The following is a 25,098-nucleotide window of genomic DNA, read 5'->3' as shown; positions in this document are numbered from 1 at the left end:
TCAGTCGCAGGCACTGTGAGTCAGTGGATCGCACTGTCGCGGGCCCGGAGGATGTCGTGAGCGACACACAGACCCTGATCGAGAACCGACCGCCGTCCGTGGCGACTCTCTTCTTGGAGCGCGTGGCGGCCACACCGGACGCCGAGGCCTACCGCTATCCGGTGCCGTCGCCCTCCGGCGAGGGGCCGGACGAGTGGAAGTCGCTGAGCTGGGCGCAGGCTGCCGAGCGGGTCTACGCCATCGCAGCAGGGCTGATCGAGCTGGGCGTGCAGCCCGAGGAGCGGGTGGCCCTCGCATCTTCGACCCGTGTCGAGTGGATCCTCTCCGACCTCGGCATCCTCTGCGCGGGCGCGGCGACGACGACCGTCTATCCGCAGACCAATGCCGAGGAGTCCGCATTCATCCTGTCCGACTCGGACAGCCGGGTGCTGATCGCCGAGGACGCGGCGCAGCTCGCCAAGGCGCGCGAGAAGCGTGCCGAGCTGCCGGGCCTCACTCATGTCGTGGTGATCGACCCGAAGGGCGTCGAGCCCGCCGCCGACGAGCCCGAGGGCTGGGTTCTCACGCTCGCCGAGCTGGAGGTGCGCGGCGCCGCGTATCTGGAGAAGAACCCGGACCTGATCAAGAAGAAGGTCTCGGCGATCACCGCCGACCAGCTTGCGACCCTGATCTACACCTCGGGCACCACCGGCCGCCCCAAGGGCGTGCGGCTGCCGCAGGACAACTGGTCGTACATGGCCAAGGCCATCGCCGCGACCGGCCTCGTCACGGCCGACGACGTGCAGTACCTCTGGCTGCCGCTCGCACACGTCTTCGGCAAGGTGCTGACCAGCGGCCAGATCGAGGTCGGCCATGTCACCGCCGTCGACGGCCGGATCGACAAGATCATCGAGAATCTGCCGGTCGTGCAGCCGACGTACATGGCCGCGGTGCCGCGCATCTTCGAGAAGGTCTACAACGGCGTCGCGGCCAAGGCCCGTGCAGGCGGCCCGGCCAAGTACAAGATCTTCCAGTGGGCGTCCGAGGTCGCCCGCGAGTACGCCAAGGTCACCCAGGACAACTTCCGCCGCACCGGTAGCGCGTCGGCGCCCTTCGGTCTCTCCGCCAAGCACAAGATCGCCGATGCGCTCGTGTACTCCAAGCTGCGGGAGGCGTTCGGCGGCCGACTGCGCGCCTGTGTCTCCGGCTCGGTCGCGCTGGCGCCCGAGATCGGCTACTTCTTCGCCGGCGCGGGCATCCACATCCTGGAGGGCTACGGGCTGACCGAGTCCAGCGCCGCGTCCTTCGTCAACCCCGGTGAGGCGTACCGCACCGGCACGGTCGGCAAGCCGCTGCCCGGCTGCGAGGTGCGCATCGCGGAGGACGGCGAGATCCTGCTGCGCGGCCCGGGCATCATGGAGGGCTACCACGGGCTGCCCGAGAAGACCGCCGAGGTCCTCGAGCCGGACGGCTGGTTCCACACAGGCGACATCGGTGAGCTGTCCGCGGACGGGTACCTGAAGATCACCGACCGCAAGAAGGACCTCTTCAAGACGTCCGGCGGCAAGTACATCGCGCCGACCGAGATCGAGGGCCAGTTCAAGGCGGTGTGCCCGTACACCTCCAACATCGTGGTGCTCGGCGCCGACCGTAACTTCTGCAGTGCGCTGATCGCGCTCGACGAGGCCGCGATCCTCGGCTGGGCCGCGGAGAACGGCCTGGGCGGCAAGTCGTACGCCGAGGTGGTCGCCGCGCCGGAGACCGTCGAGCTCATCGGCGGCTACGTCCAGAAGCTGAACGAGGGCCTGCAGCGCTGGCAGACCATCAAGAAGTTCAAGCTGCTGCCGCGTGACCTGGACGTCGAGCACGGGGAGCTGACGCCCAGCCTGAAGCTGAAGCGGCCCGTGGTCGAGCGGGAGTACCAGCACCTCATCGAGGAGATGTACGCGGGGACGCGCGAGGCGTGATGCATGCGGTGGGCGGGACGCGCTGCGGTCCGCCCACCGTACTGCCGTCGGCTAGCCGATCTCGCCCCGCATCATCTCCCTCACCAGGGTCTCCATGTGGCGGACATGGTGGCGCAGTTCCAGTACGTCGGTGAGGCTGCTGGCTGCCATGTGCTGCTCTACCGCGGCCAGGCGGGCCGAGAGTTCGTCGAACTGCTTGTGCTCGCGGGCCAGTATCCGTTCCAGCTGCCGGTTCTTGCGGTGCAGGTCCAGGAAGACGGTTACCTTGGCGCGCAGCACCCAGGGGTCGAACGGCTTGGTGAGATAGTCGGCGGCCCCTGTCGCATAGCCCCGGAAGGCATAGCCCGCGTCGGAGTCCGCGCCGGTCAGGAAGATGATCGGGACGTCCTTGGTCTGGTCGAGCCGTTTGATGTGCGTGGCGGTCTCGAAGCCGTCCATGCCTGGCATGCGGATGTCCAGAAGGACGACGGCGAACCGCCGGCGCAGCAGCGCCTTCAGCGCCTCATCACCGGAACGCGCGCGCACGAGCGGTTGGTTGAGTGAGCTCAGGACCGCTTCGAGGGCTATCAGGTTGTCCTCCATGTCGTCGACCAGAAGGATGCTCGCCTGGTCGTCGATGGTGGCCTCGGTGCTCATGGTGACGGGTGCCTCACTCGGTCGGCGGCGGGACGGCGGGCTCAGAGAGCGCTCTGAGCGCCCGGCCGTCCTGGAACAACGGATTCATCACGCGTGGCCGCGCGCCTCGGCGTCGGGGACCTCGGCGATGCGGCCCGTGGCGCCGTGCCCCTCGGCGCCCTCGCCCTCGGTGCCGTCGCCCTCTGCCCCGTCGGGCTCGCCGCCCTCGGGATCGAGGAGGGCGCACACGACCGTCAGCAGCCGGTCCACGTCCACGGGCTTCGGTACGTAGTCGTTGGCGCCCCGCGCGATGGATTTCTCGCGGTCGCCGGGCATCGCCTTGGCGGTGAGCGCGACGATGGGAAGGCCCGTCCAGCGGGGGGTGCGGCGGATGGCGGAGATCGTCTCGTAGCCGTCCATCTCCGGCATCATGATGTCCATCAGGACGAGCTCGACGTCCGGGTTGCGCTCCAGGGTCTCGATGCCCTCGCGGCCGTTCTCCGCGTACAGCACCGGCATGCCCACGCGTCCCAGCACATGCGTGAGGGCGAAGACGTTGCGGATGTCGTCGTCCACGATCAGCACCCGGCGTCCCGTGAGCAACCGGCCGGCGCGCCCCGCCTTCCACTCCTCCAGCTTGGTGGGCGTGGGCCAGTTGTCGTCCTGGTCGTGGACGGCCTGGGAGTCGCCGGCCTGCTGTTCGGGCAGAGCGAGTGTGCGCGCGTCCGGCGACGGGCCGGTCGCGGTGTGCCCGGGGCTGACGACCGGGACGTACAGCGTGAAGGTCGAGCCGGCGCCGGGCGTGGACTCGGCGACGATACGGCCGCCGAGGAGACCCGCGATCTCGCGGCTGATGGACAGGCCGAGGCCGGTGCCTCCGTACTTGCGATTGGTGGTGCCGTCGGCCTGCTGGAACGCCTCGAAGATCACCGGGAGTTTCTCCGGCGCGATGCCGATGCCGGTGTCGCTGACGGCGAAGGCGACCACTTCGTCGTGGTCGCGCACATACCGGTGCTCGGGGTCCTTGATGCGCGACACGCGCAGCACGACGCGGCCGTTGGCGGTGAACTTGATCGCGTTGGACAGCAGGTTGCGCAGGATCTGCTGGAGCCGCTGCTCGTCGGAGTACATCTCGCGCGGCACGTCCTCGTCGACCTTGACGTCGAAGGCCAGGCCGCGGTCGAGGGTGAGCGGGCGGAACGTCGCGTGGACGTAGTCGAGCAGCTTGATCAGCGGCAGCTTCTTCGGCCGTACGTCCATCCGGCCCGCCTCGATCTTCGACAGGTCCAGGATGTCGTTGATCAGCTGGAGCAGATCGGAGCCCGAGCGGTGGATCGTTGCTGCGAACTGCACCTCTTGGTCGGAGAGATGGCCGTCCGGGTTGTCGGAGAGCAGACGGGCGAGGATCAGGAGCGAGTTCAGCGGGGTGCGCAGCTCGTGCGACATGTTCGCCAGGAACTCGGACTTGTACTGGGAGCTGGTGGCCAGCAGCGCCGCCTTCTCCTCCAGCTCGGCGTTGGAGCGCTGCAGCTCGGCCTGCTGGCGCTGGAGTTCGTCCGAGCGCTCCTGCAGCTGCATCGCGAGCCGCTGGGACTCGCCGAGCAGTGACTCGGTGCGGGAGTTGGCGATGATGGTGTTGATCGCGACGCCGATGGTGTTCACGAACTGGTCGAAGAACGCCAGGTGGACGTCGGAGAAGCGCGAGAACGACGCCAGTTCGATCACGCCGAGCAGCTTGTCCTCGAAGAGGATCGGGATGATGACGACGCTGGCGGGCGCCGCCTCACCGAGCCCCGAGTTGATCTTGATGTAGCCGGGTGGGGCCTCCTCGACGAGGATCCGCTTCTTCTCGCGGGCCGCCTGCCGTACGAGGCCGTGGACCGGCATGCCGCCGGTGTCCACGACGGAGCTTTGCGCCGAGCCGTAACCGGCGATGAAGGCGAGGCCCTTGGCGGGGACGGGTGTGTGCAGCGCGGCGCCGTCCTCGTCCGGGTCGGCCAGGAAGAACGCGCCGTACTGCGCGTTCACCAGCGGCGTCAGCTCGCGCAGGATCAGGTCGGCGACCTCCATCAGGTCGCGGTGGCCCTGCATCAGCGCGGCGAGACGGGCCAGATTGGACTCCAGCCAGTCCTTCGCGCGGGTGGTCTCGCGGAGGTTGGCCACCATCAGGTTGATGTTGTCCTTGAGCTCGGCGACCTCGCCCTGCGTCTCCACGGTGATGGAGCGGGACATGTCGCCCTGGGCGACCGCGGATGCGACCTCGGCGATGGCGCGCACCTGGGTGGTGAGGTTGAGCGCGAGCTCGTTCACGTTCGTCGTCAGGCGCTTCCACGTTCCGTAGACACCCTCGACCCTGGCCTGGCCGCCGAGCTGCCCCTCGGAGCCGACCTCGCGGGCGACGCGCGTGACCTCCGATGAGAACGACGACAACGTGTCCACCATCGTGTTGATGGTGGTCTTCAGCTCGAGGATCTCGCCGCGTGCGTCCACATCGATCTTCTTCGACAGGTCGCCCTGGGCCACGGCCGTCGCGACCTGCGCGATGTTCCGCACCTGCGAGGTGAGGTTGTCCGCCATGTAGTTGACGTTGTCGGTGAGGTCCCGCCACACACCGGAGACGCCCAGCACCCGGGCGCGCCCGCCGAGCCGGCCGTCGGTGCCGACCTCGCGGGCCACGCGGGTCACCTCGTCGGCGAACGCGCGCAGCTGCTGCACCATCGTGTTGACGGTGTCCTTGAGCTCGAGGATCTCGCCACGCGCGTCGACGGTGATCTTCTTCGACAGATCGCCGTTGGCGACGGCGGTGGTGACCTGGGCGATGTTGCGGACCTGCGAGGTCAGGTTGGACGCCATGAAGTTGACGTTGTCGGTGAGGTCCTTCCATACGCCGGACACGCCGCGTACCTGGGCGCGGCCGCCCAACTGGCCCTCCGTGCCCACCTCTCGGGCGACGCGGGTCACCTCGTCGGCGAACGCCGACAGCTGGTCCACCATCGTGTTCACGGTGAGCTTCAGCTCCAGCAGTTCACCGGTCGCCTCGACCGTGACCGTACGCGTCAGATCGCCGCGCGCCACCGCCGTGGTCACCAGCGCGATGTCACGCACCTGTGCGGTCAGCCGGGAGGCCATGGTGTTGACCGCTTCGGTCACATCACGCCAACTTCCGGACAGACCCTGCACTTTTGCGCGTCCACCCAGTCGCCCTTCGGTGCCGACCTCGCGCGCGACCCGCGTCACCTCTCCCGTGAAGAGCGAGAGCTGATCGACGGTCTTGTTCACGGTGCGGCCCAGACGGCGCAGATCACCCCTCAACTGGCGGTTCCCGTCGTGCAGATCGACCCGCTGCGTCAGGTCGCCGCCCGCGACGGCGTCCAGGACGCGCGTGGCGTTCACCGCGGGCGCCACCAGGGCGTCGATCAGCGTGTTCGCATCGGCCACGTTCTTCGACCAGGTGCCCTGGCCCGGGCTCGCCGACAGCCGCTCGTCGAGCCGGCCGTGCCGTACGACCTCACGGCGCACGCGCCTCAGCTCGTCGCTGAGATGCTGCTCGCGGTCGGCGATCTGGTTGAAGACGGCGGTCAGTTCAGCCGTGATCCCGTCGGCTCCCTCGGGGGCCCGCACACGGAAGTCGCCGTCGCGCAGAGCCGTCATGGCGGCGAGCAGAGGACGCAGATCCGAGGGCGGAATCTGTCCTTTTTCGAGCATGCGCATAGCACTGTTCTCACTCATGACCGGCCACTTCGGTAACTCGGTGCTTATGGGCGTGGTCAGTCTGTCACTCTGTCCGAGTCGCCTGAGGCCTATTCCCCGAACTGCTCAGGAGCCGCACCGTGGGGCCCATCCCGAGGCAACGGAAGACCGCGTTCCGTGCCGCCGAGTCACCGGAGCACCGGCCTGGACCGCTGCCGGTCGCGCGTACGTCACTGCCCGGCAACCCGCTCGCACCGGCCGCCGCACGCCGCTTCGTGCGTGCGGTGCTGGAGGAGTGGGCGGGGGCGGCGGGTGCCGGGGCGGCGGAGGGCGTGTCGGTGGCGGCAGGTGCCGGGGCGGCGGAGGGCGTGCAGGTGGCGGGCGTGCCGGGGAGCTGCGGGTCCGCCGATGCCGCCGGGACGGGTGCTGCCGTGGCTACGGATGCTGTGCCGGCGGGATATGGGTCCGCTGGCGCGATGCCGGCCGGTTGTACACCGGCAGATGGCGTCTCCGCAGGCACCGTGGCCGCGGACGTCGTGCCGGCGGGCTGTGCGCCCGCCGATCCCGTCGCTGCGGATGTCGTTGCCGCCGAGGCCGTGGCCGCGGATGAGTGGGCCCCGCACTCCGTTCTCGCGGCGTCCGTCGCCGAACGTCTCATCGACGACGCGTTGGTCCTCGTGAGCGAGCTCGTCACCAACGCCGTCGTGCACGCGGGCACCGACGTGGAGCTGCTGTGCCGACTGGAACCGCCCGAGCAGCCCGAGCCGCCCGGCTCGTACGTCACGGGCGGCCGGGTCGCGGCCGCTGAGCCGGACGCGTACACGCGGGACGGCCAGGCAGCGGAGGCCGACGCGTACACGCGGGACGGCCGGGCACCGGAGGCCCCCGCGTACGCCCCGGACAGCCGGTTCGCGGAGGCCGTCGCGTACGGCACGTACAGCCACAGCCTGGTCGCGGAGCCCGATGCCTACGCGCTGGACTGTCAGGCCGCGGAAGGCGCCGAGTACGCACCGGACGAGCGGACCGCCGAGTCTGGTGAGCACTCCCCGGACCGTCGCACCACCGGCCCCGCCGACCACCCCGCCGACGCCGAGGCCACCGGTTCCCTGCTCATCGAGGTCTCCGACCACCACCCCGCACGCGCGGTGCGCGGTGACGACCTCCCGGTGGCGCAGGGCATCCCCGAGTTCGGGCGCGGGCTGCAGCTCGTCTCCGCGCTCTGCACATCCTGGGGGGTCACCTACCGCCCCGGCACCAAGACCGTCTGGGCGCGGCTGCCGATCGCCGGCATGCCTGCCGCGCAGGAGATCGAGGCGTACGCAGGTGAGAGCATCCTGCAGCGCGGGCTCAGCGCGGCCGACGTCCCGTCCCCGTCGCACGGGCGCATCCCCCGGGATCAGGACTGGGTCAACCGCGGCGCCCTCTCTTTTCTGGCCGAGGCGTCCGACCTGCTGGCCGGGCAGCTCGACGAGGACCTCGTCGCGGCCCTCGCCGGACAACTCCTGGTGCCGCGGCTCGCCGACTGGTGTGCCGTGTGGCTGAACGACGAGGACGGCAGGGTGGGCTGGGGCACGCACGGCAGAACAGGCGGCCGGCACGGCGGCGTCGGCGCCGGGGCGGGACCGTCCGCCTGGCCGCGGCTCGCCCGCGTCTGGCACGTCAGCGAGAACCGCATTGAGGAACTCCGCCGCATCCTGGAGAAAGAGCCGCCGATCCTCCCCGACACGCTGCGTTCCGGGGCCGTCCCGGTGCCGTGGCCCGGCTCGTCCGACGGCGCGTCGGACGGCTCGCCCGAGGCGACAGGCGCGGCCCTCGCGTACCGGCTGATCGCGGGCGGACGGCCGCTCGGCACCCTGGTCATCGGCAGGGCCGGTCCCGCCCGTTTCCCCGACGAGATCACCGGGCTCGTCGAGGACTTCAGCCGCCGCGTCGCGCTCGCCATCGGCGCGGCCCGGCAGTACGCCCGCCAGGCCACCATCAGCCGCGTCCTCCAGCGCGGACTGCTGCCCACGGCGGTCGCGAAGATCCCGGGCGTCGAGTCCGCCCTCGTCTACGAGCCGCGGGACAAGGGCGGTCCGGGCGGCGACTTCTACGACGTGTTCCCCGCCGGAGACGGACGCTGGTGCTTCGCGCTCGGCGACGTCCAGGGCAAGGGGCCCGAGGCCGCCGTCGTCATCGGTCTCGTCCGGCCGTGGCTGCGGCTGCTGGCCCGCGAGGGCTACCAGGTCTCCGAGGTCCTCGACCGCCTCAACCAGCTGCTGCTCGACGACGCCACGGAGGCGGCGGACGCGGCCGCGCGCGCCATCGCCGCCGTGGGCGGCCCGGAGGTACCGCCCGAGGGCTCCATGCCCCGCTTCCTCTCCGTCCTCTACGGCGAGCTGGTCCCCACTGGCGAAGGGGTGCGCTGCACCCTCGCCTCCGCCGGGCACCCGCTGCCGCTGCTGTTGCGGCCCGACGGTGACGTACGGGCGGCAGCCGGGCCCCAGGTGCTGCTGGGCGTGGTCGAGGACGTGACGTACCAGAGTGAGACCTTCGAGCTGCGTGCCGGCGACACGCTGCTGTGCGTCACGGACGGGGTGACGGAGCGGCGCTCCGGGCGGCGCCAGTTCGACGACGGCGACGGGCTCGCGGTCGCGCTGTCCGACTGCGCCGGCCTGAGCGCCCCCCTCGTGGCCGAGCGGATCCGGCGGCTGGTCCACGAGTTCGCGGACGGGCCTCCGGAGGACGATCTTGCGCTGCTGGTGCTCCAGGCACAGTGAGCAGCCTCGGCGATGATCCGCTTGTCGGTACGGTCCGGCGTGTTCCTCCGGTACGGGACAATGGAACGCATGCCTTCCGCACTCCCCGACGGCGAGCCCGTGCCCGAGGACGGCGCGCTGCCCGCGCATGCCCTTGCCGGCGCCGCCGACCGCCCCCTCGGGTTCTATCTGCACGTCCCGTACTGCGCGACCCGCTGCGGCTACTGCGACTTCAACACGTACACCGCGACCGAGCTGCGCGGCACCGGCGGCGTGCTCGCGTCCCGCGACAACTACGCGGCGACCCTGACCGACGAGATCCGCCTCGCCCGCAAGGTGCTGGGCGACGACCCGCGGCAGGTGCGGACGGTCTTCGTCGGGGGCGGTACGCCGACGCTGCTGGCCGCGGACGATCTCGTACGCATGCTGGGGGCGATCCGGGACGAGTTCGGGCTCGCGGACGACGCGGAGATCACCACGGAGGCGAACCCGGAGTCCGTCGACCCGGCCTACCTGGCGACCCTGCGCGAGGGCGGCTTCAACCGGATCTCCTTCGGCATGCAGAGCGCCCGGCAGCACGTGCTGAAGATCCTGGACCGCACGCACACCCCAGGACGCCCCGAGGCCTGCGTCGCCGAGGCCCGCGCGGCGGGCTTCGACCACGTCAACCTCGACCTGATCTACGGCACACCGGGGGAGTCCGACGACGACTGGCGTGCCTCACTCGACGCGGCCATCGGCGCCGGACCCGACCACGTCTCGGCGTACGCGCTGATCGTCGAGGAGGGCACCCAGCTCGCCCGCCGGATCCGCCGCGGCGAGATCCCGATGACCGACGACGACGTGCACGCGGACCGCTATCTGATCGCGGAGGAGGCACTTTCCGGGGCCGGCTTCGAGTGGTACGAGGTCTCCAACTGGGCCACGTCGGAGGCCGGGCGGTGCCTCCACAACGAGCTGTACTGGCGCGGCGCCGACTGGTGGGGCGCCGGGCCCGGGGCGCACAGCCATGTGGGCGGGGTGCGGTGGTGGAACGTCAAGCACCCCGGGGCGTATGCGGCGTCTCTGGTGGAGGGGCGGTCGCCCGGGGCCGGACGCGAGGTCCTCTCCGAGGAGGACCGGCGGGTCGAGCGGGTTCTGTTGGAGCTGAGGCTTCGTGAGGGGTGTCCGTTGGACATCCTTGCCCCGGCGGGGCGGGAGGCGGCCGAGCGGGCCGTAAGGGACGGGCTCCTGGAGACGGGTCCTTACGACAACGGGCGCGCCGTGCTCACCCTGCGCGGGCGGCTGCTCGCGGACGCGGTGGTCAGGGATCTGGTGGACTGATCACTCCCCGGAGTGAACCGGTGCGGACTCAGGTGGCGCTGCCTACGCTGTCCCCAAGCTGCCGCCGTACGCACGGCGGCAGGAAGTAGAGGGCACGGAGATGACCGCTGTGGACGAGCGCGGGATGACGAAGTTCTTTGAGGAGTTCGAGCCCCCCGAGGGTGTCAAGGTTGAGCTTCTCCGGGGGGAAATCGTGATGATGGTCAGCCCCGATCTGGTTCACAACCGAATCGTCGCTGATGTGCAGGACCAGATCCCGCGTAAGCGTTGGGAACGGCTCCAGACCCAGGACATCGACATCATCGACGAGGCCAGTGAGCCCGTACCGGACCTGGTAGTGGTGGAGCGTGCCATCAGCCCGGACTCGGGGCGCCTGCTGCCGTCCCGGTTGATCACGTTGGTGGTCGAGGTCGTTTCCAAAACTAGTGTCGACCGTGACTACGGGATCAAGCGCTTGATCTACGCCGCGGGCACGGTGCCCGCGTACCTGATCATCGACCCGATCGTGGCCCACTGCGTCCTGCTCACCGAGCCCGTCGGCAAGGGTGAGGAGGCCGACTACCGAGCACAGCGGGTCACGAAGTTCGGTGACCCTCTTCCGCTGGAAATGCTCGGCATCGAACTGGACACGAGCGAATTCGACACCTACCCGGGGGTCAAGCGTCACTCTCGTCCGTGACGAAGTCGATCAACTCCTCCACCCGCCCGAGGAGTTCCGGTTCCAGGTCCCTGTACGACCGCACACACCCCAGAATCCGACCCCACGCCGCCCCCGTGTTCTCCGCCCACCCCAGCGCCCGGCACACCCCCGTCTTCCAGTCCTGCCCCCGCGGCACCGTCGGCCACGCCCGGATGCCCACCGCAGACGGCTTCACCGCCTCCCACACGTCGATGTAGGGGTGGCCCACCACCAGCGCGTACTCACTGGTGACCGACTCCGCGATGCGGGACTCCTTCGTGCCCGGGACCAGGTGGTCCACCAGGACCCCGAGGCGGGCGTCCGGGCCGGGAGCGAAGTCCGCGACGATCGATGGGAGGTCGTCGACGCCCTCCAGATACTCGACGACCACGCCCTCGATGCGCAGGTCGTCGCCCCACACCTTCTCGACCAGTTCGGCGTCGTGGCGGCCCTCGACGTAGATCCGCCCGGCACGCGCAACCCGGGCCCGCGCGCCCGGCACCGCGACCGAACCGGAGGCCGTACGGGTGGGACGCACCGGCGTCGCTCCGGAGGGGCGGACGAGGGTCACCACCTTGCCCTCCAGCAGGAACCCGCGGGGCTCGAGCGGAAACACCCGGTGCTTGCCGAAGCGGTCCTCCAGCGTGACCGTGCCCGCCTCGCAGCGGATCACCGCGCCGCAGAAGCCGGTCCCAGGCTCCTCGACGACGAGTCCCGGTTCCGCCGGGACTTCCGGTGCCGCCTTCGGCTTCTTCCAGGGTGGGGTCAGGTCCGGAGTGTACTGGCGCATTCGGATGACGATAGGGAGAAGGCGCGGGCCGTGACTACGACACGCCGAACCGGGCCGCCAGCTGATCGCGTTGCGCCCGGACAAAGGCCGCATTCACCGCGGCTCCATGGCCGGGTACGTAGACCGCGTCCTCGCCGCCCAGGCTGAGCAGCCGGTCCACGGCGGCGGGCCAGTGGGACGGGACCGCGTCCGGACCCGCCTGGGGTTCGCCGGACTCCTCGACGAGGTCTCCGCAGAAGACGATCTCGGGGGTCGTGGCGGTGGCGGGGACGAGGACCGCCATGTCGTGTCCTGTGTGGCCCGGGCCCACATTCGCCAGCAGCGCCTGGTGGCCGCCGCCCAGGTCGAGCGTCCACTCGCCGCTCACCCGGTGACGCGGCGCGACGAGAAGATCCGCGGCCTCCGCCGCGTCCGCCGGGGCGAGTCCGTGCCGTACCGCGTCGGCCAGCAGATCCTTCCGGCCCGCCGAGAAGACCCAGTCGAGCCCCACCGCGCCGTACACCTCCACCCCCGCGAACGCTGCCGCGCCCAGCACATGGTCGAAGTGCGGATGCGTCAGCGCGAGATGCGTCACGCGCCGGTCGTCGCCGCCCAGGAGCTGCTGCGCCTCCCGGCGCAACTCGGCGCCCTCCCGCAGGCTCGACCCGGCGTCGACCATGAGCGCCGCCCCCTCGCCCACGACCAGGCCGACCGTGCAGTCCCACACCGGCAGCCGGCGCCGACCCACCCGGGGCGACAACCCCTCCCAGCCCTGTGTTCCCCACGCCACGTCCATCAGGTCCCCCACGTCATGTTCATCACGTCCCCCATGTCACATCCGCCATGATCCCCATGACCGGGCAGTCACATCCGCAGTCCGTTTCCTACCGGCGACGCTAGTCCCCGCGGCCCGGCGCGGCACGACACCGCAGCCCAGACCGCACATATCGGCGGCCCTGACGTGTGACCGCCCTTGCCGGGGCCATACCTACCGGCCGTACACTTGGCCCGGGAAGGCTGGCACTCGCGCACAGTGAGTGCCAGGCGAGAGGTCGCGGGGACGACGCGGGACGACACAAGCTGGAGGTGTGCGCGGATGCTCAGTGAACGCAGGCTGGAAGTGCTGCGCGCCATCGTCCAGGACTATGTCGGCACCGAGGAGCCGGTCGGCTCCAAGGCGCTCACGGAGCGGCACAGCCTCGGCGTCTCCCCGGCGACCGTGCGCAACGACATGGCGGTGCTGGAGGAGGAGGGCTATATCGCCCAGCCGCACACCAGTGCCGGGCGCATCCCCACGGACAAGGGGTACCGCCTCTTCGTCGACAAGCTCGCGGGCGTCAAGCCGATGACCCCGCCCGAGCGCCGGGCCATCCAGAACTTCCTCGACGGCGCCGTCGACCTCGACGACGTCGTGGCACGCACGGTGCGGCTGCTCGCGCAGCTGACCCGGCAGGTCGCGGTGGTGCAGTATCCGTCGCTCACACGGTCGACGGTGCGCCATGTGGAGCTGCTGTCCATGGCTCCGGCCCGGCTGATGCTCGTACTGATCACGGACACCGGCCGTGTCGAGCAGCGCATGGTCGACTGCCCCGCCCCCTTCGGTGAGACCTCGCTCGCCGATCTGCGGGCGCGGCTCAACAGCCGGGTGGTCGGCCGTCGCTTCACCGATGTGCCGCAGCTCGTGCAGGATCTGCCGGAGGCCTTCGAGACCGAGGACCGCGGCACCGTCTCGACCGTGCTCTCGACATTGCTCGAGACCCTGGTCGAGGAGACCGAGGAGCGGCTGATGATCGGCGGAACCGCCAATCTCACCCGCTTCGCACATGACTTCCCCCTCACGATCCGGCCGGTGCTCGAGGCGCTGGAGGAGCAGGTCGTGCTCCTCAAGCTGCTCGGCGAGGCCAAGGATCCGGGCATGACCGTACGGATCGGTCACGAGATCGCCCATGAGGGGCTCAACTCCACGTCTGTGGTGTCGGTGGGCTACGGTTCGGGCGGCGAGGCAGTCGCCAAGCTCGGCGTGGTCGGCCCGACCCGCATGGACTACCCGGGAACGATGGGAGCAGTACGCGCAGTGGCACGTTACGTCGGACAGATCCTGGCGGAGTCGTAAGTGGCCACGGACTACTACGCCGTACTCGGCGTGCGCCGCGACGCGTCCCAGGACGAGATCAAGAAGGCCTTCCGGCGGCTCGCTCGCGAGCTGCACCCGGACGTCAACCCTGATCCGAAGACGCAGGAGCGCTTCAAGGAGATCAACGCCGCCTACGAGGTGCTGTCGGACCCGCAGAAGAAGCAGGTCTACGACCTCGGCGGCGACCCGCTCTCGGCGAGCGGCGGCGCGGGCGCGGGCGGCTTCGGCGCCGGTGGCTTCGGCAACTTCTCGGACATCATGGACGCCTTCTTCGGTACGGCGTCCCAGCGGGGCCCGCGGTCGCGTACGCGGCGCGGGCAGGACGCGATGATCCGGCTCGAGGTCGAGCTGGACGAGGCGGCGTTCGGGACCACCAAGGACATCCAGGTCGACACGGCCGTGGTGTGCAACACGTGCAACGGCGAGGGTGCCGCCCCTGGCACCTCGGCGCAGACGTGTGACATGTGCCGCGGCCGCGGTGAGGTGTCGCAGGTCACGCGGTCCTTCCTCGGCCAGGTCATGACCTCGCGGCCGTGCCCGCAGTGCCAGGGCTTCGGCACGGTCGTGCCCACCCCCTGCCCTGAGTGCGCGGGCGACGGGCGTGTGCGCTCGCGGCGGACCCTGACCGTGAAGATCCCCGCCGGTGTCGACAACGGCACGCGGATCCAGCTCGCCGGTGAGGGCGAGGTCGGGCCCGGCGGCGGACCGGCCGGTGATCTGTACGTCGAGATCCACGAGCTGCCGCACGCGGTCTTCCAGCGGCGCGGCGACGATCTGCACTGCACGGTCACCATCCCGATGACGGCCGCCGCGCTCGGCACAAAGGTGCCGCTGGAGACGCTGGACGGGCTCGAGGAGGTCGACATCCGGCCCGGTACGCAGTCCGGGCAGTCGATTCCGCTGCACGGGCGCGGCATCACGCATCTGCGGGGCGGGGGGCGCGGCGATCTCGTCGTGCACGTCGAGGTGCAGACGCCGACGAAGCTTGATCCCGAGCAGGAGCGGTTGCTCCGGGAGCTGGCGCAGCTTCGGGGGGAGGAGCGGCCCCTGGGGCAGTTCCAGCCGGGGCAGCAGGGGTTGTTCTCTCGGCTCAAGGACGCGTTCAACGGGCGGTGACGGTGTTTGGGGTGCCCCCGCGCTTTTGGGGTGACCCCGTTGCACGGGGTGGGCATAGCGTTCGACGTTGCCGTACGTCGTGGGCTGTGCCCACCCGTTCCGCCCCAGCGGAACGACTGCCCACAGCAGTACCAGCGGCATCCGCATGCGGAAGGCCGGATTCGGTCTTGTTCGGGCGACGTGGCACCATGCGGGCATGGTCAGCGTACTGAGCGGTCTCTTTCCCGTTCCGATCGTGCAGGCCCCCATGGCGGGCGGCGTGTCGCGGCCGCAGCTCGCCGCTGCCGTCTCGGAGGCCGGTGGGCTCGGGTTTCTCGCGGCCGGGTACAAAACCGCCGACGGGATGTACCAGGAGATCAAACAACTGCGCTCGCTGACGGGCCGGCCGTTCGGCGTCAATCTCTTCATGCCGCAACCGGACTATGCGGACTCGGCGGCCGTCGATGTCTACCGTTGCCAGCTCGCCGGTGAGGCCGCCTGGTACCGCACCGAGCTCGGTGATCCCGACAGCGGCCGCGACGACGGCTACGACGCCAAACTGGCGATCCTCCTCGACGACCCGGTGCCGCTCGTCTCATTCCACTTCGGCTGTCCGACGCCCGAGGTGCTCGAGTCGTTCTCGCGCGCGGGCACGCTCACCATGGTCACCGCCACCACGGTCGCGGAGGCCCAGGCCGTTCAGCGGGCCGGCGCGGACGCGGTGGTCGTACAGGGGGTCGAGGCGGGCGGCCACCAGGGCACGCACCGCGACAACCCGGAGAACGACGCCGCGGGCATCGGGCTGCTGTCGTTGGTCACACAGGTGCGCGAGAGTGTGGAGCTGCCGATCGTGGCGGCCGGCGGGATGATGCGCGGCGTACAGATCGCCGGGGCGCTCGCGGCGGGCGCCCAGGCGGCGCAGCTGGGCACGGCGTTCCTCGTCACGCCCGAGTCGGGCGCCAACGCCCTGCACAAGGACGCGATGACCAACCCTCTCTTCACCCGCACAGAACTGACGCGCGCCTTCTCCGGGCGCCCGGCCCGCGGTCTCGTCAACCGCTTCATGCGGGAGCACGGCCCGTACGCCCCGGCCGCGTACCCCCAGATCCACCACCTCACCTCCGGCCTGCGCAAGGCGGCCGCGGCGGCCGGTGACCCGCAGGGCATGGCGCTGTGGGCCGGGCAGGGGCACCGGCTGGCGCGGGATCTTCCGGCCGGGCAGCTCGTCGAGGTGCTGGCCGCCGAACTGGCCGCGGCGAAGGCGGCGTTGTCGGCGGAGGCCGGCTCATGACCGCGCCGGTGTTCGTGGTGGACGAGGTCCCGGCCGGCCCCGAGTACGTCCTGGACGGGCCCGAGGGGCGCCACGCCGTCTCCGTGAAGCGGCTGCGGCCGGGAGAGGACGTCGTCCTCAGCGACGGGCGCGGGCGCTGGACGGAAGGCGTCGTGAAGGCGGCCGAGGGCAAGGACCGGCTCGTCGTGACGGACCTGACGGCCGTCCGGGAGGAGCCGCCGCCCACGCCCCGTATCACCGTCGTGCAGGCCCTCCCCAAGGGCGACCGGGGCGAACTCGCCGTCGAGACGATGACCGAGACCGGAGTCGACGCGATCGTGCCGTGGTCCGCGTCCCGCTGCATCACCCAGTGGAAGGGCGACCGGGGACTCAAGGCGCTCGGCAAGTGGCGGGCGACGGCGCGCGAGGCGGGCAAGCAGTCGCGCCGCGTGCGCTTCCCCGAGGTGGCGGACGCGATGACGACCAAACAGGTGGCGGCACTTCTGGCCGAAGCAGACCTCGCGGCCGTCCTGCACGAGGAACGGGACTACGACAGCGTGCCGCTGGCCACCGCCGAACTCCCCACCACGGGCGAGATCGTGCTCGTCGTGGGGCCCGAAGGGGGAGTGTCACCCGAAGAGCTGCAGGTCTTCGCGGCGGCAGGCGCCCGGACGTACAGGCTGGGGCGTACCGTGCTGCGTACGTCGACCGCGGGGACGGCGGCGGTCGCGCTGCTGCTCGGCCGCACCGGCCGCTGGTCCTGAAGCGTTCGGGCGTCCCGCCCCACGAAGGAGGCCGCGTTGGAACTCGCACAGGTGAGGCTGCTCGTCTCGGACTTCCCGGCCTGCTACCGCTTCTACGCCGATGTGCTCGGGCTGAAGCCCCAGTCGGGAGCGGAGAACGGCCCGTACGAGAAGTTCAGCCCGGCCGTCGGCTCGGCGGGCATCGCGCTGCAGGACCGCGCCATGATGGCCGAGGTCCTCGGGGAACTGGCCGACTCCGTGAACGGGCACCGTTCCCTGGTGGTCCTGCGCGTCGACAATCTCGACGCGTACTGCGCCGAACTCGTCGGCCGCGGAGCGATCCTGGAACACGGACCCACCGCCATGACGGACCGTATGCGCGTCGCCCACCTCAAGGACCCCGAGGGCAATCTCGTGGAGCTCCAGGAGTGGCTGCTGATGTGCGGCTGACGGACCCGGGGCGGCGCGGCGCTGCGGGGGTGGCCCGCGCGACAGGGCAGGTGACCGCGCAGGTCCGCGGCCCGAACTGGTCCCCGAACTGATCGAAAAAGCTGTCCGCGGCGGCGGTTGCTGCTTACTGTGATCGGGTGACACAGCCTGCGTACCTTCGGTTCCCGCATCTTCACGGCGAGTTGATCGCCTTCACCGCTGAGGACGACGTCTGGGTCGCGCCCCTCGACGGCGGCCGCGCCTGGCGGGTCAGCGCCGACAACGTCCCCGTGAACCACCCCCGGATCTCCCCGGACGGCACCACTGTCGCCTGGACCTCCACCCGCGACGGGGCACCCGAGGTGCATGTCGCACCCGTCGACGGCGGACCGTCCCGGAGGCTGACGTACTGGGGCAGCCAGCGCACGACCGTCCGCGGCTGGACCCCGGACGGGCACGTGCTCGCGCTCACCACGCACGGCCAGGCCTCGCTGCGCCGCAGCTGGGCGCGGGCCGTGCCGCTCGACGGCGGTCCTGCGGCCACCCTCCCGTACGGGCCCGTGGGCGCCGTCGCGTACGGCCCGGACTCCCAAGTCGTCCTGCTGGCCGCGACGATGGGCCGCGAGGCCGCCTGGTGGAAGCGCTACCGGGGCGGCACTGCGGGCAAGCTGTGGATCGACCGCGAGGGCGCAGGGGAGTTCGTCCGGCTGCATGAGGGGCTCGACGGGAACATCGAGTACCCCATGTGGGTCGGCGACAGGGTCGCGTTCCTCTCCGACCACGAAGGTGTGGGAGCCGTCTACTCCTCCCTCGCCGACGGCTCCGACCTGCGGCGGCACACCCCGGTGGACACCGAGACGGGCTTCTACGCACGGCACGCGTCGACCGACGGCACCCGCGTCGTCTACGCCTCCGCCGGCGAACTGTGGCTCCTCGACGACCTCGACGGCGCCGAACCCCGCCTCCTCGATCTGCGCCTCGGCGGGCAGCGTGCCGACCTCCAGTCGCACCCTGTCAGCGCCGCCCGCTGGTTCGGCGCCGCCGCGCCCGACCACACCGCGCGCGGCAGTGCCGTCTCCGTCCGTGGCGCCGTCCACTGGATCACCCACCGCGAGGGCCCCGCCCGCGCGCTCGCCGCCACACACGGCGTACGGGCCCGGCTGCCGCGCACCTTCAGGGTGGACGGCGAGGAGCACGTGGTGTGGGTGACCGACGCCGAAGGCGACGACGCGCTGGAGTTCGCCCCGGCCACCGGCCTGGCACCTGGCGCGACACCGCGGCGGCTCGCCGCCGGGCAGCTCGGACGCGTCCTGGCGCTCGCCATGGCACCGGACGGCAGCCGGGCCGCCGTCGCCTCGCACGACGGGCGGGTGCTGCTCGTAGAGCGGGAGAGCGGGGAGGTACGGGAGGTCGACCGCAGCGAACACGGCGACGCGAGCGGGCTGGTCTTCTCGCCCGACTCGGCATGGCTCGCCTGGTCCCACGCGGGCCCCGAACCGCTGCGCCAGCTGAAACTCGCCAACACCGCCGACCTGTCGGTCACCGAGGCGACCCCGCTGCGGTTCCGCGACTACTCGCCCGCGTTCACCCTGGACGGCAAGCACCTGGCGTTCCTGTCGGCACGGTCCTTCGACCCGGTCTACGACGAGCACGTCTTCGACCTGGCGTTCGTGGGCGGCTCGCGGCCGCACCTGATCACCCTGGCCGCCACGACTCCGTCGCCCTTCGGCCCCCAGCGGCACGGCAGGCCCTTCGACGCACCCGACAAGGACGAGACGCCCGACAGCGAGGGCGCCGCCGTCACCCGTATCGACCTCGACGGACTCGCCGACCGCATCGTGCCGTTCCCCGTCGAGGCCGCCCGTTACACGACGCTGCGCGCCGCCAAGGACGGCGTGCTGTGGCTGCGCCACCCGGTGCAGGGCGTGCTCGGCGCCTCCCGGGCCACGCCCTCCGACCCGGACCCGAAGACGGAGCTGGAGCGCTACGACCTCGTACAGCAGCGCATCGAGGAACTGGCGTCGGATGCCGACCACTTCGCGGTCAGCGGCGACGGCAAGCGCGTTCTGCTGTGGACCGGGGAACGGCTCAAGGTGGTGCCGAGCGACCGGCGCGCCTCGAACGACGACGACAGCGACACCAACATCACCGTGGACCTGTCGCGCATCCGGCGGACCATCGACCCCGCCGCCGAATGGCGGCAGATGTTCGACGAGACCGGCCGGCTCATGCGGGACAACTTCTGGCGGCCCGACCTCGGCGGCGTCGACTGGAACGGCGTCCTCGACCGCTACCGGCCCGTCCTGCAGCGCGTCGCCACCCACGACGACCTCGTCGACCTGCTGTGGGAGGTCCAGGGAGAGCTCGGCACCTCCCACGCCTACGTCACACCGCGCGGCGGCTGGGGCGGCTCCGGGACGCGGCAGGGGCTGCTCGGCGCCGACATCTCCCGGCATGAGGACGGAAGTTGGCGCATCGACCGCATCCTGCCGTCGGAGACCTCCGACCCGGACGCGCACTCGCCGCTCGCCGCGCCCGGCGTCGCCGTGCGCGCCGGGGACGCGATCGTCGCGGTCGGCGGGCAGCCCGTCGACCCGGTGACCGGGCCGGGGCCGCTGCTCGTCGGTACGGCGGGCAAGCCCGTCGAACTGACGATCTCACCGGCCGGCGGGGGAGACCTGCGCCATCCGGTGGTTGTGCCGATCGACGACGAGGAGCCGCTGCGGTACCACGCATGGGTCGCCGACCGGCGGGCGTACGTCCATGAGAAGTCCGGCGGACGGCTCGGCTATCTGCACGTTCCCGACATGCAGGCGCCCGGCTGGGCCCAGATCCACCGTGACCTGCGTGTCGAGGTCGCCCGCGAGGGCCTGGTGGTGGACGTCCGCGAGAACCGCGGCGGCCACACCTCGCAACTAGTCATCGAGAAGCTCGCCCGGCGGATCGTCGGCTGGGACCTGCCGCGCGGAATGCAGCCGTCCAGCTATCCGCTGGACGCGCCCCGAGGGCCCGTCGTCGCCGTCGCCAACGAGTTCTCCGGCTCGGACGGCGACATCGTCAACGCCGCGATCAAGGCGCTGGGCATCGGGCCCGTCGTCGGCGTACGCACCTGGGGCGGCGTCATCGGCATCGACAGCCGCTACCGGCTCGTCGACGGCACGCTCGTCACCCAGCCGAAGTACGCCTTCTGGCTGGAGGGGTACGGGTGGGGCGTCGAGAACCACGGGGTCGATCCGGACGTCGAGGTGGTCCAGGCGCCGCAGGACCATGCGGCGGGGCGGGATCCGCAGCTCGACGAGGCGATACGGATCGCGCTCGCCGCGCTGGCGGAAAACCCGGCGAAGGTGGCGCCGGGGCTTCCGGCGCTCGACTGAGTCGGCGCCACTCCGCCGGGCGGTGGCATCGTCCTGCGGTGGGCATGCGCGCCGCCGCCGCTGTGGGCAGTCGTGCCTCCCTCAGCGGCGGGGCGGCGGCGCCGGTCACGGCGGGGGAGGCCCGGGCGGTGTACGTGATGGATACGATGCCGTCGTAATGATCAGCGTCGTGAGGAGGCCGCACATGGCGGGCGAACCGCAGGCCGACTGCCTGTTCTGCAAGATCGTCGCAGGCGAGGTCCCGGCAACCGTCGTACGGGAGACCGAGACCACCGTCGCCTTCCGCGACATCAATCCCCAGGCACCGACCCACGTGCTGATCATCCCCAAGGTGCACTACCCGGACGCCGCCACGCTCGCCGCCGCCGAGCCGACGATCATCGCCGACATACTGCGTGAGTCCCGCGAGGTCGCCGCCGGGGACAAGGTCGAGGACAGGGGCTACCGGGTCGTCTTCAACACCGGTACCGGCGCGGGCCAGACCGTCTTCCACGCGCACCTGCATGTGCTGGGCGGCCGCGGCCTCCAGTGGCCCCCCGGGTAACAGCCGGTGTCCGTACGTGAATTGGTGGTGCTCGGCACCGCCAGCCAGGTCCCTACGCGGCACCGCAACCACAACGGCTATCTGCTGCGCTGGGACGGCGAGGGCATCCTCTTCGACCCGGGCGAGGGCACCCAGCGGCAGATGCTGCGCGCAGGGGTCGCCGCGCACGACCTGAACCGGTTGTGCGTCACGCACTTCCACGGCGACCACTCGCTCGGCCTCGCCGGGGTGATCCAGCGGATCAACCTCGACCGCGTGCCGCACGAGATCACCGCGCACTATCCGCGGTCGGGGAAGCGGTTCTTCGACAGGCTGCGGTACGCGACGGCGTACCGCGAGACGGTGGGCCTGACCGAGGCGCCGGTCGCCGCCGACGGGGTGGTCGCCGTCACGCCCTCGTACACGCTCGAGGCGCGGAAGCTCTCCCACCCCGTCGAGTCCTACGGCTACCTGCTCGTCGAACCGGACGGCCGCCGCATGCTGCCCGAGCGGCTCGCCGCGCACGGCATCAAGGGGCCGGACGTGGGCCGCATCCAGCGCGAGGGCGTCCTGAACGGCGTGACCCTCGAGGACGTCAGCGAGGTGCGACGCGGCCAGCGGTTCGCGTTCGTCATGGACACCCGGCTGTGCGAGAACGTGCACGCCCTGGCCGAGGGCTGCGACATGCTCGTCATCGAGTCGACGTTCCTCCACGAGGACGAGCAGCTGGCTGTGGAGCACGGTCACTTGACCGCTGTTCAGGCGGGACGGGTGGCACGCGACGCGGGCGTACGGCATCTCGTACTGACGCACTTCAGCCAGCGCTACAACGAGCGCGGCGGCGCTTCGGGAGCCGGGCCCGGGGAGGAGTTCGAGCGCGAGGCGCGCGTCGCCGGGTTCGACGGGGAGCTGACGGTGGCGGCGGATCTGATGCGGGTGCCGCTGCCGAAGCGCGGTGCGGGCGCGGGCACCGGGTGAGTGCGCACGCGCGCGTACTCCTGCATCTCGCTCGTCCCGGCCGTGCGGCTCGTCCGAGTCTGGCCTGTTTTCTCCGCTGTGCGGCGCTCCTCGTACGATGAAGATCTCGTGCCGCCATATGGCACGCACCCCACGACTCGACGTAAGGCGCGCCCGTGCCCCTCCCCAAAGCCGAACTCCACCTCCACATCGAAGGCACCCTCGAACCCGAGCTCGCCTTCGCGCTCGCCGCGCGCAACGGTGTGGAGCTGCCGTATGCGGACACCGAAGAGCTGCGCAAGGCGTACCAGTTCAGTGACCTGCAGTCGTTCCTCGACCTGTACTACGAGCTGATGGCCGTGCTCCGTACCGAGCAGGACTTCGAGGAGCTCGCGGACGCGTATCTCGAGCGGGCCGCCGCGCAGGGCGTGCGGCACGCGGAGATCTTCTTCGATCCGCAGGCGCACATCGCGCGCGGTGTCGGCATCGGCACGGTGATCGAGGGCCTGGCGCGGGCACTGGACCGGTCCGAGGAACGGCACGGCGTCTCCACCCAGCTGATCATGTGCTTCCTGCGCGACCAGTCCGCCGAGTCCGCGATGGAGACCCTCGAGGCCGCGAAGCCGTACCTGAACCGGATCGTGGGCGTGGGGCTCGACTCGGCCGAGGTGGGGCACCCGCCGGTGAAGTTCCGCGAGGTGTACGAGGCGGCTGCCGCGCTCGGGCTGCGGCGGGTCGCGCACGCGGGGGAGGAGGGACCGCCCGCGTACATCTGGGAGGCCCTCGACGTACTCGGCGTCGAGCGCGTGGACCACGGGCTGCGGGCCATGGAGGACCCGGAGCTGGTGGAGCGGCTGGTGCGGGAGCGCGTGCCGCTGACGCTGTGCCCGCTGTCGAACGTACGGCTGCGCGCCGTGGATGTCCTCGAGCAGCACCCGCTGGCGCGGATGCTGGCCGCCGGGCTCCTGTGCACCGTCAACTCCGACGATCCCGCGTACTTCGGCGGGTACGTCGGCGACAACTTCCACGCGGTTCGCGATGCGCTCGGCCTTGAGCTGGAGCAGATGCGGACGCTTGCGCGGAACTCCTTCGATGCGGCGTTCCTTGAGCATGACGAGGAGCGGCGGGGGCGGTATCTGGCGGAGGTGGAGGCGTACGAGTTCGGCGCCGGGTGACGCCGGTTGGGGCCCGTTTGGGAGCCTTTGCGCCGCTCCGCGGCGGGGGCTGTGCCGCTCCGCGGCGGGCTACTGCTCCGCCTCCGGCGATGGCGAGGCGAACCGCGCCACCGGGGGCAGGCCCAGGCCCCCGCCGCCGGCGCAGGCCGTTCAGCGGGCTGCCGTCGAGGCCTCCGCGCGCGTGGGTGTCTCTGGGCCTGCGGACCCGAAGGCCCGTTGGGCCAGGGGCCGTCGCCGGGTCCGTACCGTGATCTCCACGACCGGCTGCTCCGGAGTGCCGATCTGGGGAAGCGGGCCCGTCGGGGTGCCGGTCTTGGCGGCGAGTACCGCCGCGGGGGCGCCGCCCCGACGGCGGATGGCACCGGGTACGAGCGGGCGGCCGCCGGTGTGCAGGGCGACCGCCGTCAGCGGTGCCGCCAGGACCAGTAGCCCGGCACCCAGGAGGGCGCCCATCGCCGGGTAGCCGGCCCACGCCGACAGCAGGCTGCCTGCCAGCGGGCCGCACGCCGTTCCCAGGGAGCAGGCCGACCCCACCAGGACGGCCCAACGGCCGCGCTGGTCGAGCGATGCGGCGAGGCCGATGAGGTACGACAGGACCACTGGGTAGACGGTGTTCCAGGCGATCTCGCCGGTCGCGAAGGACGCCAGGTCGTCGGCGGATGCGCTGACCGCGATGCAGCACGCGATGAGCACGGTGCCCACCCCGATCGGCAGCGCACGCCCCAGCCGCGCGCCCAGCGCCCCCGCACCGATGACGCCGAGGAGCGCGGCGCCCAGTGCCGCCGCGAAGACCGCGCCCACGGTGACCTCGCCGAGCCCGGCCTGGCTGGTGCCGATACGGCTGCTCACGCCCCACAGCGCGTTCTGGGCCAGCGACCAGCACAGCATGGCGCCCGCGAGGACGAGGCCCGAACGGCGGTGGGGGAGAGGGGTGCCCGGTGCCGCCGCGTGTCCGGCCGCGGCGCTCGGCCCGGCCAGCCGGCCCGTCGCGGGCCACACCAGCAGCGCCGTGAGCGCGAGTGCGGCGAACGGCAGGCCGTGCCCGCCACCGAGGTGAGGGATCGTCAGATACAGCGCACCGGCCAGCGCCGACACGCCGAGCAGCCCGAGCGTCGAGGTCCGGTGCGGGTCGCGTTGGCCCGCGATCCCCGTCGCGGCCACCGTCGTCGCCGTACCGGATCCGAAGCCGCCCGCCGCCGCGCCTGCCACGACGAGCGGCACGGACGAGGACAGCGCGGCGCAGCCGTAACCGGTGGCCGCCAGCAGCAGCCCGGCCCGGGACACGCGTCGCGGGCCTAGGAGCTCCACACGGGAGGCGAGGACGAATCCCGCGGAGGCCGAGCACAGCAGCAGGGCGCTGCCGACGGCCCCGGCCTGAGCGGGGCCGAGTGCGAGGCCGGCGCCGAGCCGGCCCACCACGGTGGGCAGGAGATAAGCGGCGAGGTAGCCCGCCGTGAAGAGGGCTACGAGCGGCCAGGAGGCAGCGGACGGCCAGGAGTTGTGGCGCGGCGACACGGGCGTTCCCAGGGCATGCGAAAACGACAGACGGGGGGTGGAGAGGGGTGGAGCGGCTGTCGACGGACAGGAACGCGCGCCAATTTGTATCAAGCACGTAGAGCCGCGCAGAAGCCGGGGCGG

At 71.3% G+C, this 25,098-nt stretch carries 18 protein-coding genes; 13 read left to right on the top strand and 5 right to left on the bottom strand.

Going from position 1 to position 25,098, the window contains the following annotated elements:
• The first annotated feature begins 56 nt into the window (after positions 1-56).
• Positions 57-1,946, top strand: coding sequence for an AMP-dependent synthetase/ligase (locus tag ACSMXV_RS15505; RefSeq protein ID WP_473178196.1), 1,890 nt, complete (start codon positions 57-59; stop codon positions 1,944-1,946).
• A 51-nt stretch (positions 1,947-1,997) separates the two neighbouring features.
• Here the strand turns inward: ACSMXV_RS15505 and ACSMXV_RS15500 are convergent, their stop codons facing one another.
• Together ACSMXV_RS15500 and ACSMXV_RS15495 are read right to left on the bottom strand one after the other, a co-directional pair.
• A complete protein-coding gene (locus ACSMXV_RS15500; RefSeq protein WP_473178195.1) occupies positions 1,998-2,582 on the bottom strand; it encodes a response regulator in 585 nt (194 codons plus the stop codon).
• Positions 2,583-2,669: 87 nt separating this feature from the next.
• Positions 2,670-6,212 carry a HAMP domain-containing protein gene (locus tag ACSMXV_RS15495; RefSeq protein WP_473178956.1) on the bottom strand — a complete coding sequence of 1,181 codons (3,543 nt, stop codon included), beginning with the start codon at positions 6,210-6,212 and terminating at the stop codon, positions 2,670-2,672.
• 188 nt (positions 6,213-6,400) lie between these two features.
• Between ACSMXV_RS15495 and ACSMXV_RS15490 the strand changes: the two genes are divergently transcribed.
• The 3 genes from ACSMXV_RS15490 to ACSMXV_RS15480 all read left to right on the top strand — a co-directional run bounded on the left by ACSMXV_RS15490 (position 6,401) and on the right by ACSMXV_RS15480 (position 10,991).
• Positions 6,401-9,010: a SpoIIE family protein phosphatase gene (locus ACSMXV_RS15490; protein ID WP_473178955.1), complete on the top strand. Its 2,610-nt coding sequence runs from the start codon at positions 6,401-6,403 to the stop codon at positions 9,008-9,010.
• A 69-nt stretch (positions 9,011-9,079) separates the two neighbouring features.
• Positions 9,080-10,312 (top strand): radical SAM family heme chaperone HemW, encoded by a 1,233-nt coding sequence (hemW, locus tag ACSMXV_RS15485; RefSeq protein WP_473178194.1) that lies wholly within the window; start codon positions 9,080-9,082, stop codon positions 10,310-10,312.
• 100 nt (positions 10,313-10,412) lie between these two features.
• The gene (locus ACSMXV_RS15480) at positions 10,413-10,991 is read left to right on the top strand and encodes a Uma2 family endonuclease (protein ID WP_473178193.1); all 579 of its coding nucleotides are present in this window, start codon (positions 10,413-10,415) and stop codon (positions 10,989-10,991) included.
• On the opposite strand, the gene ACSMXV_RS15475 is transcribed toward ACSMXV_RS15480, so the two are convergent.
• Together ACSMXV_RS15475 and ACSMXV_RS15470 are read right to left on the bottom strand one after the other, a co-directional pair.
• Positions 10,969-11,781 carry a DUF3097 domain-containing protein gene (locus ACSMXV_RS15475; RefSeq protein ID WP_473178192.1) on the bottom strand — a complete coding sequence of 271 codons (813 nt, stop codon included), beginning with the start codon at positions 11,779-11,781 and terminating at the stop codon, positions 10,969-10,971. The genes ACSMXV_RS15480 and ACSMXV_RS15475 overlap by 23 nt on opposite strands.
• Before the next feature lie 34 nt (positions 11,782-11,815).
• Positions 11,816-12,556: an MBL fold metallo-hydrolase gene (locus tag ACSMXV_RS15470; protein ID WP_473178954.1), complete on the bottom strand. Its 741-nt coding sequence runs from the start codon at positions 12,554-12,556 to the stop codon at positions 11,816-11,818.
• Between the two features lie 300 nt (positions 12,557-12,856).
• Here ACSMXV_RS15470 and hrcA point away from each other — a divergent pair, with 300 nt between their 5' ends.
• From hrcA to ACSMXV_RS15425, 9 genes are all read left to right on the top strand, one after another.
• Positions 12,857-13,873, top strand: a complete 1,017-nt coding sequence (hrcA, locus tag ACSMXV_RS15465) for a heat-inducible transcriptional repressor HrcA (protein ID WP_473178191.1) — start codon at positions 12,857-12,859, stop codon at positions 13,871-13,873.
• Positions 13,874-15,010 (top strand): molecular chaperone DnaJ, encoded by a 1,137-nt coding sequence (dnaJ, locus tag ACSMXV_RS15460; RefSeq protein ID WP_473178190.1) that lies wholly within the window; start codon positions 13,874-13,876, stop codon positions 15,008-15,010.
• A gap of 196 nt (positions 15,011-15,206) precedes the next feature.
• Entirely contained in the window at positions 15,207-16,280 is a 1,074-nt protein-coding gene (locus ACSMXV_RS15455; protein ID WP_473178189.1) for a nitronate monooxygenase, read from the top strand.
• The gene (locus tag ACSMXV_RS15450; RefSeq protein ID WP_473178188.1) at positions 16,277-17,023 is read left to right on the top strand and encodes a 16S rRNA (uracil(1498)-N(3))-methyltransferase; all 747 of its coding nucleotides are present in this window, start codon (positions 16,277-16,279) and stop codon (positions 17,021-17,023) included. Before ACSMXV_RS15455 ends, ACSMXV_RS15450 begins: the two co-directional genes overlap by 4 nt.
• A gap of 36 nt (positions 17,024-17,059) precedes the next feature.
• A complete protein-coding gene (locus tag ACSMXV_RS15445; RefSeq protein WP_473178187.1) occupies positions 17,060-17,452 on the top strand; it encodes a VOC family protein in 393 nt (130 codons plus the stop codon).
• 137 nt (positions 17,453-17,589) lie between these two features.
• The gene (locus ACSMXV_RS15440) at positions 17,590-20,805 is read left to right on the top strand and encodes a S41 family peptidase (RefSeq protein ID WP_473178186.1); all 3,216 of its coding nucleotides are present in this window, start codon (positions 17,590-17,592) and stop codon (positions 20,803-20,805) included.
• 184 nt (positions 20,806-20,989) lie between these two features.
• The gene (locus ACSMXV_RS15435) at positions 20,990-21,349 is read left to right on the top strand and encodes a histidine triad nucleotide-binding protein (RefSeq protein ID WP_181660118.1); all 360 of its coding nucleotides are present in this window, start codon (positions 20,990-20,992) and stop codon (positions 21,347-21,349) included.
• Positions 21,350-21,355: 6 nt separating this feature from the next.
• Positions 21,356-22,306 (top strand): ribonuclease Z, encoded by a 951-nt coding sequence (locus tag ACSMXV_RS15430; protein WP_473178185.1) that lies wholly within the window; start codon positions 21,356-21,358, stop codon positions 22,304-22,306.
• A 155-nt stretch (positions 22,307-22,461) separates the two neighbouring features.
• Entirely contained in the window at positions 22,462-23,460 is a 999-nt protein-coding gene (locus ACSMXV_RS15425) for an adenosine deaminase (RefSeq protein ID WP_473178184.1), read from the top strand.
• 150 nt (positions 23,461-23,610) lie between these two features.
• On the opposite strand, the gene ACSMXV_RS15420 is transcribed toward ACSMXV_RS15425, so the two are convergent.
• Positions 23,611-24,975, bottom strand: a complete 1,365-nt coding sequence (locus tag ACSMXV_RS15420; protein ID WP_473178183.1) for an MFS transporter — start codon at positions 24,973-24,975, stop codon at positions 23,611-23,613.
• Between the last annotated feature and the right edge of the window lie 123 nt (positions 24,976-25,098).

This window comes from Streptomyces sp. DSM 42067, from assembly GCF_055792885.1.
This window is presented reverse-complemented; position numbering and strand designations above follow the sequence as displayed.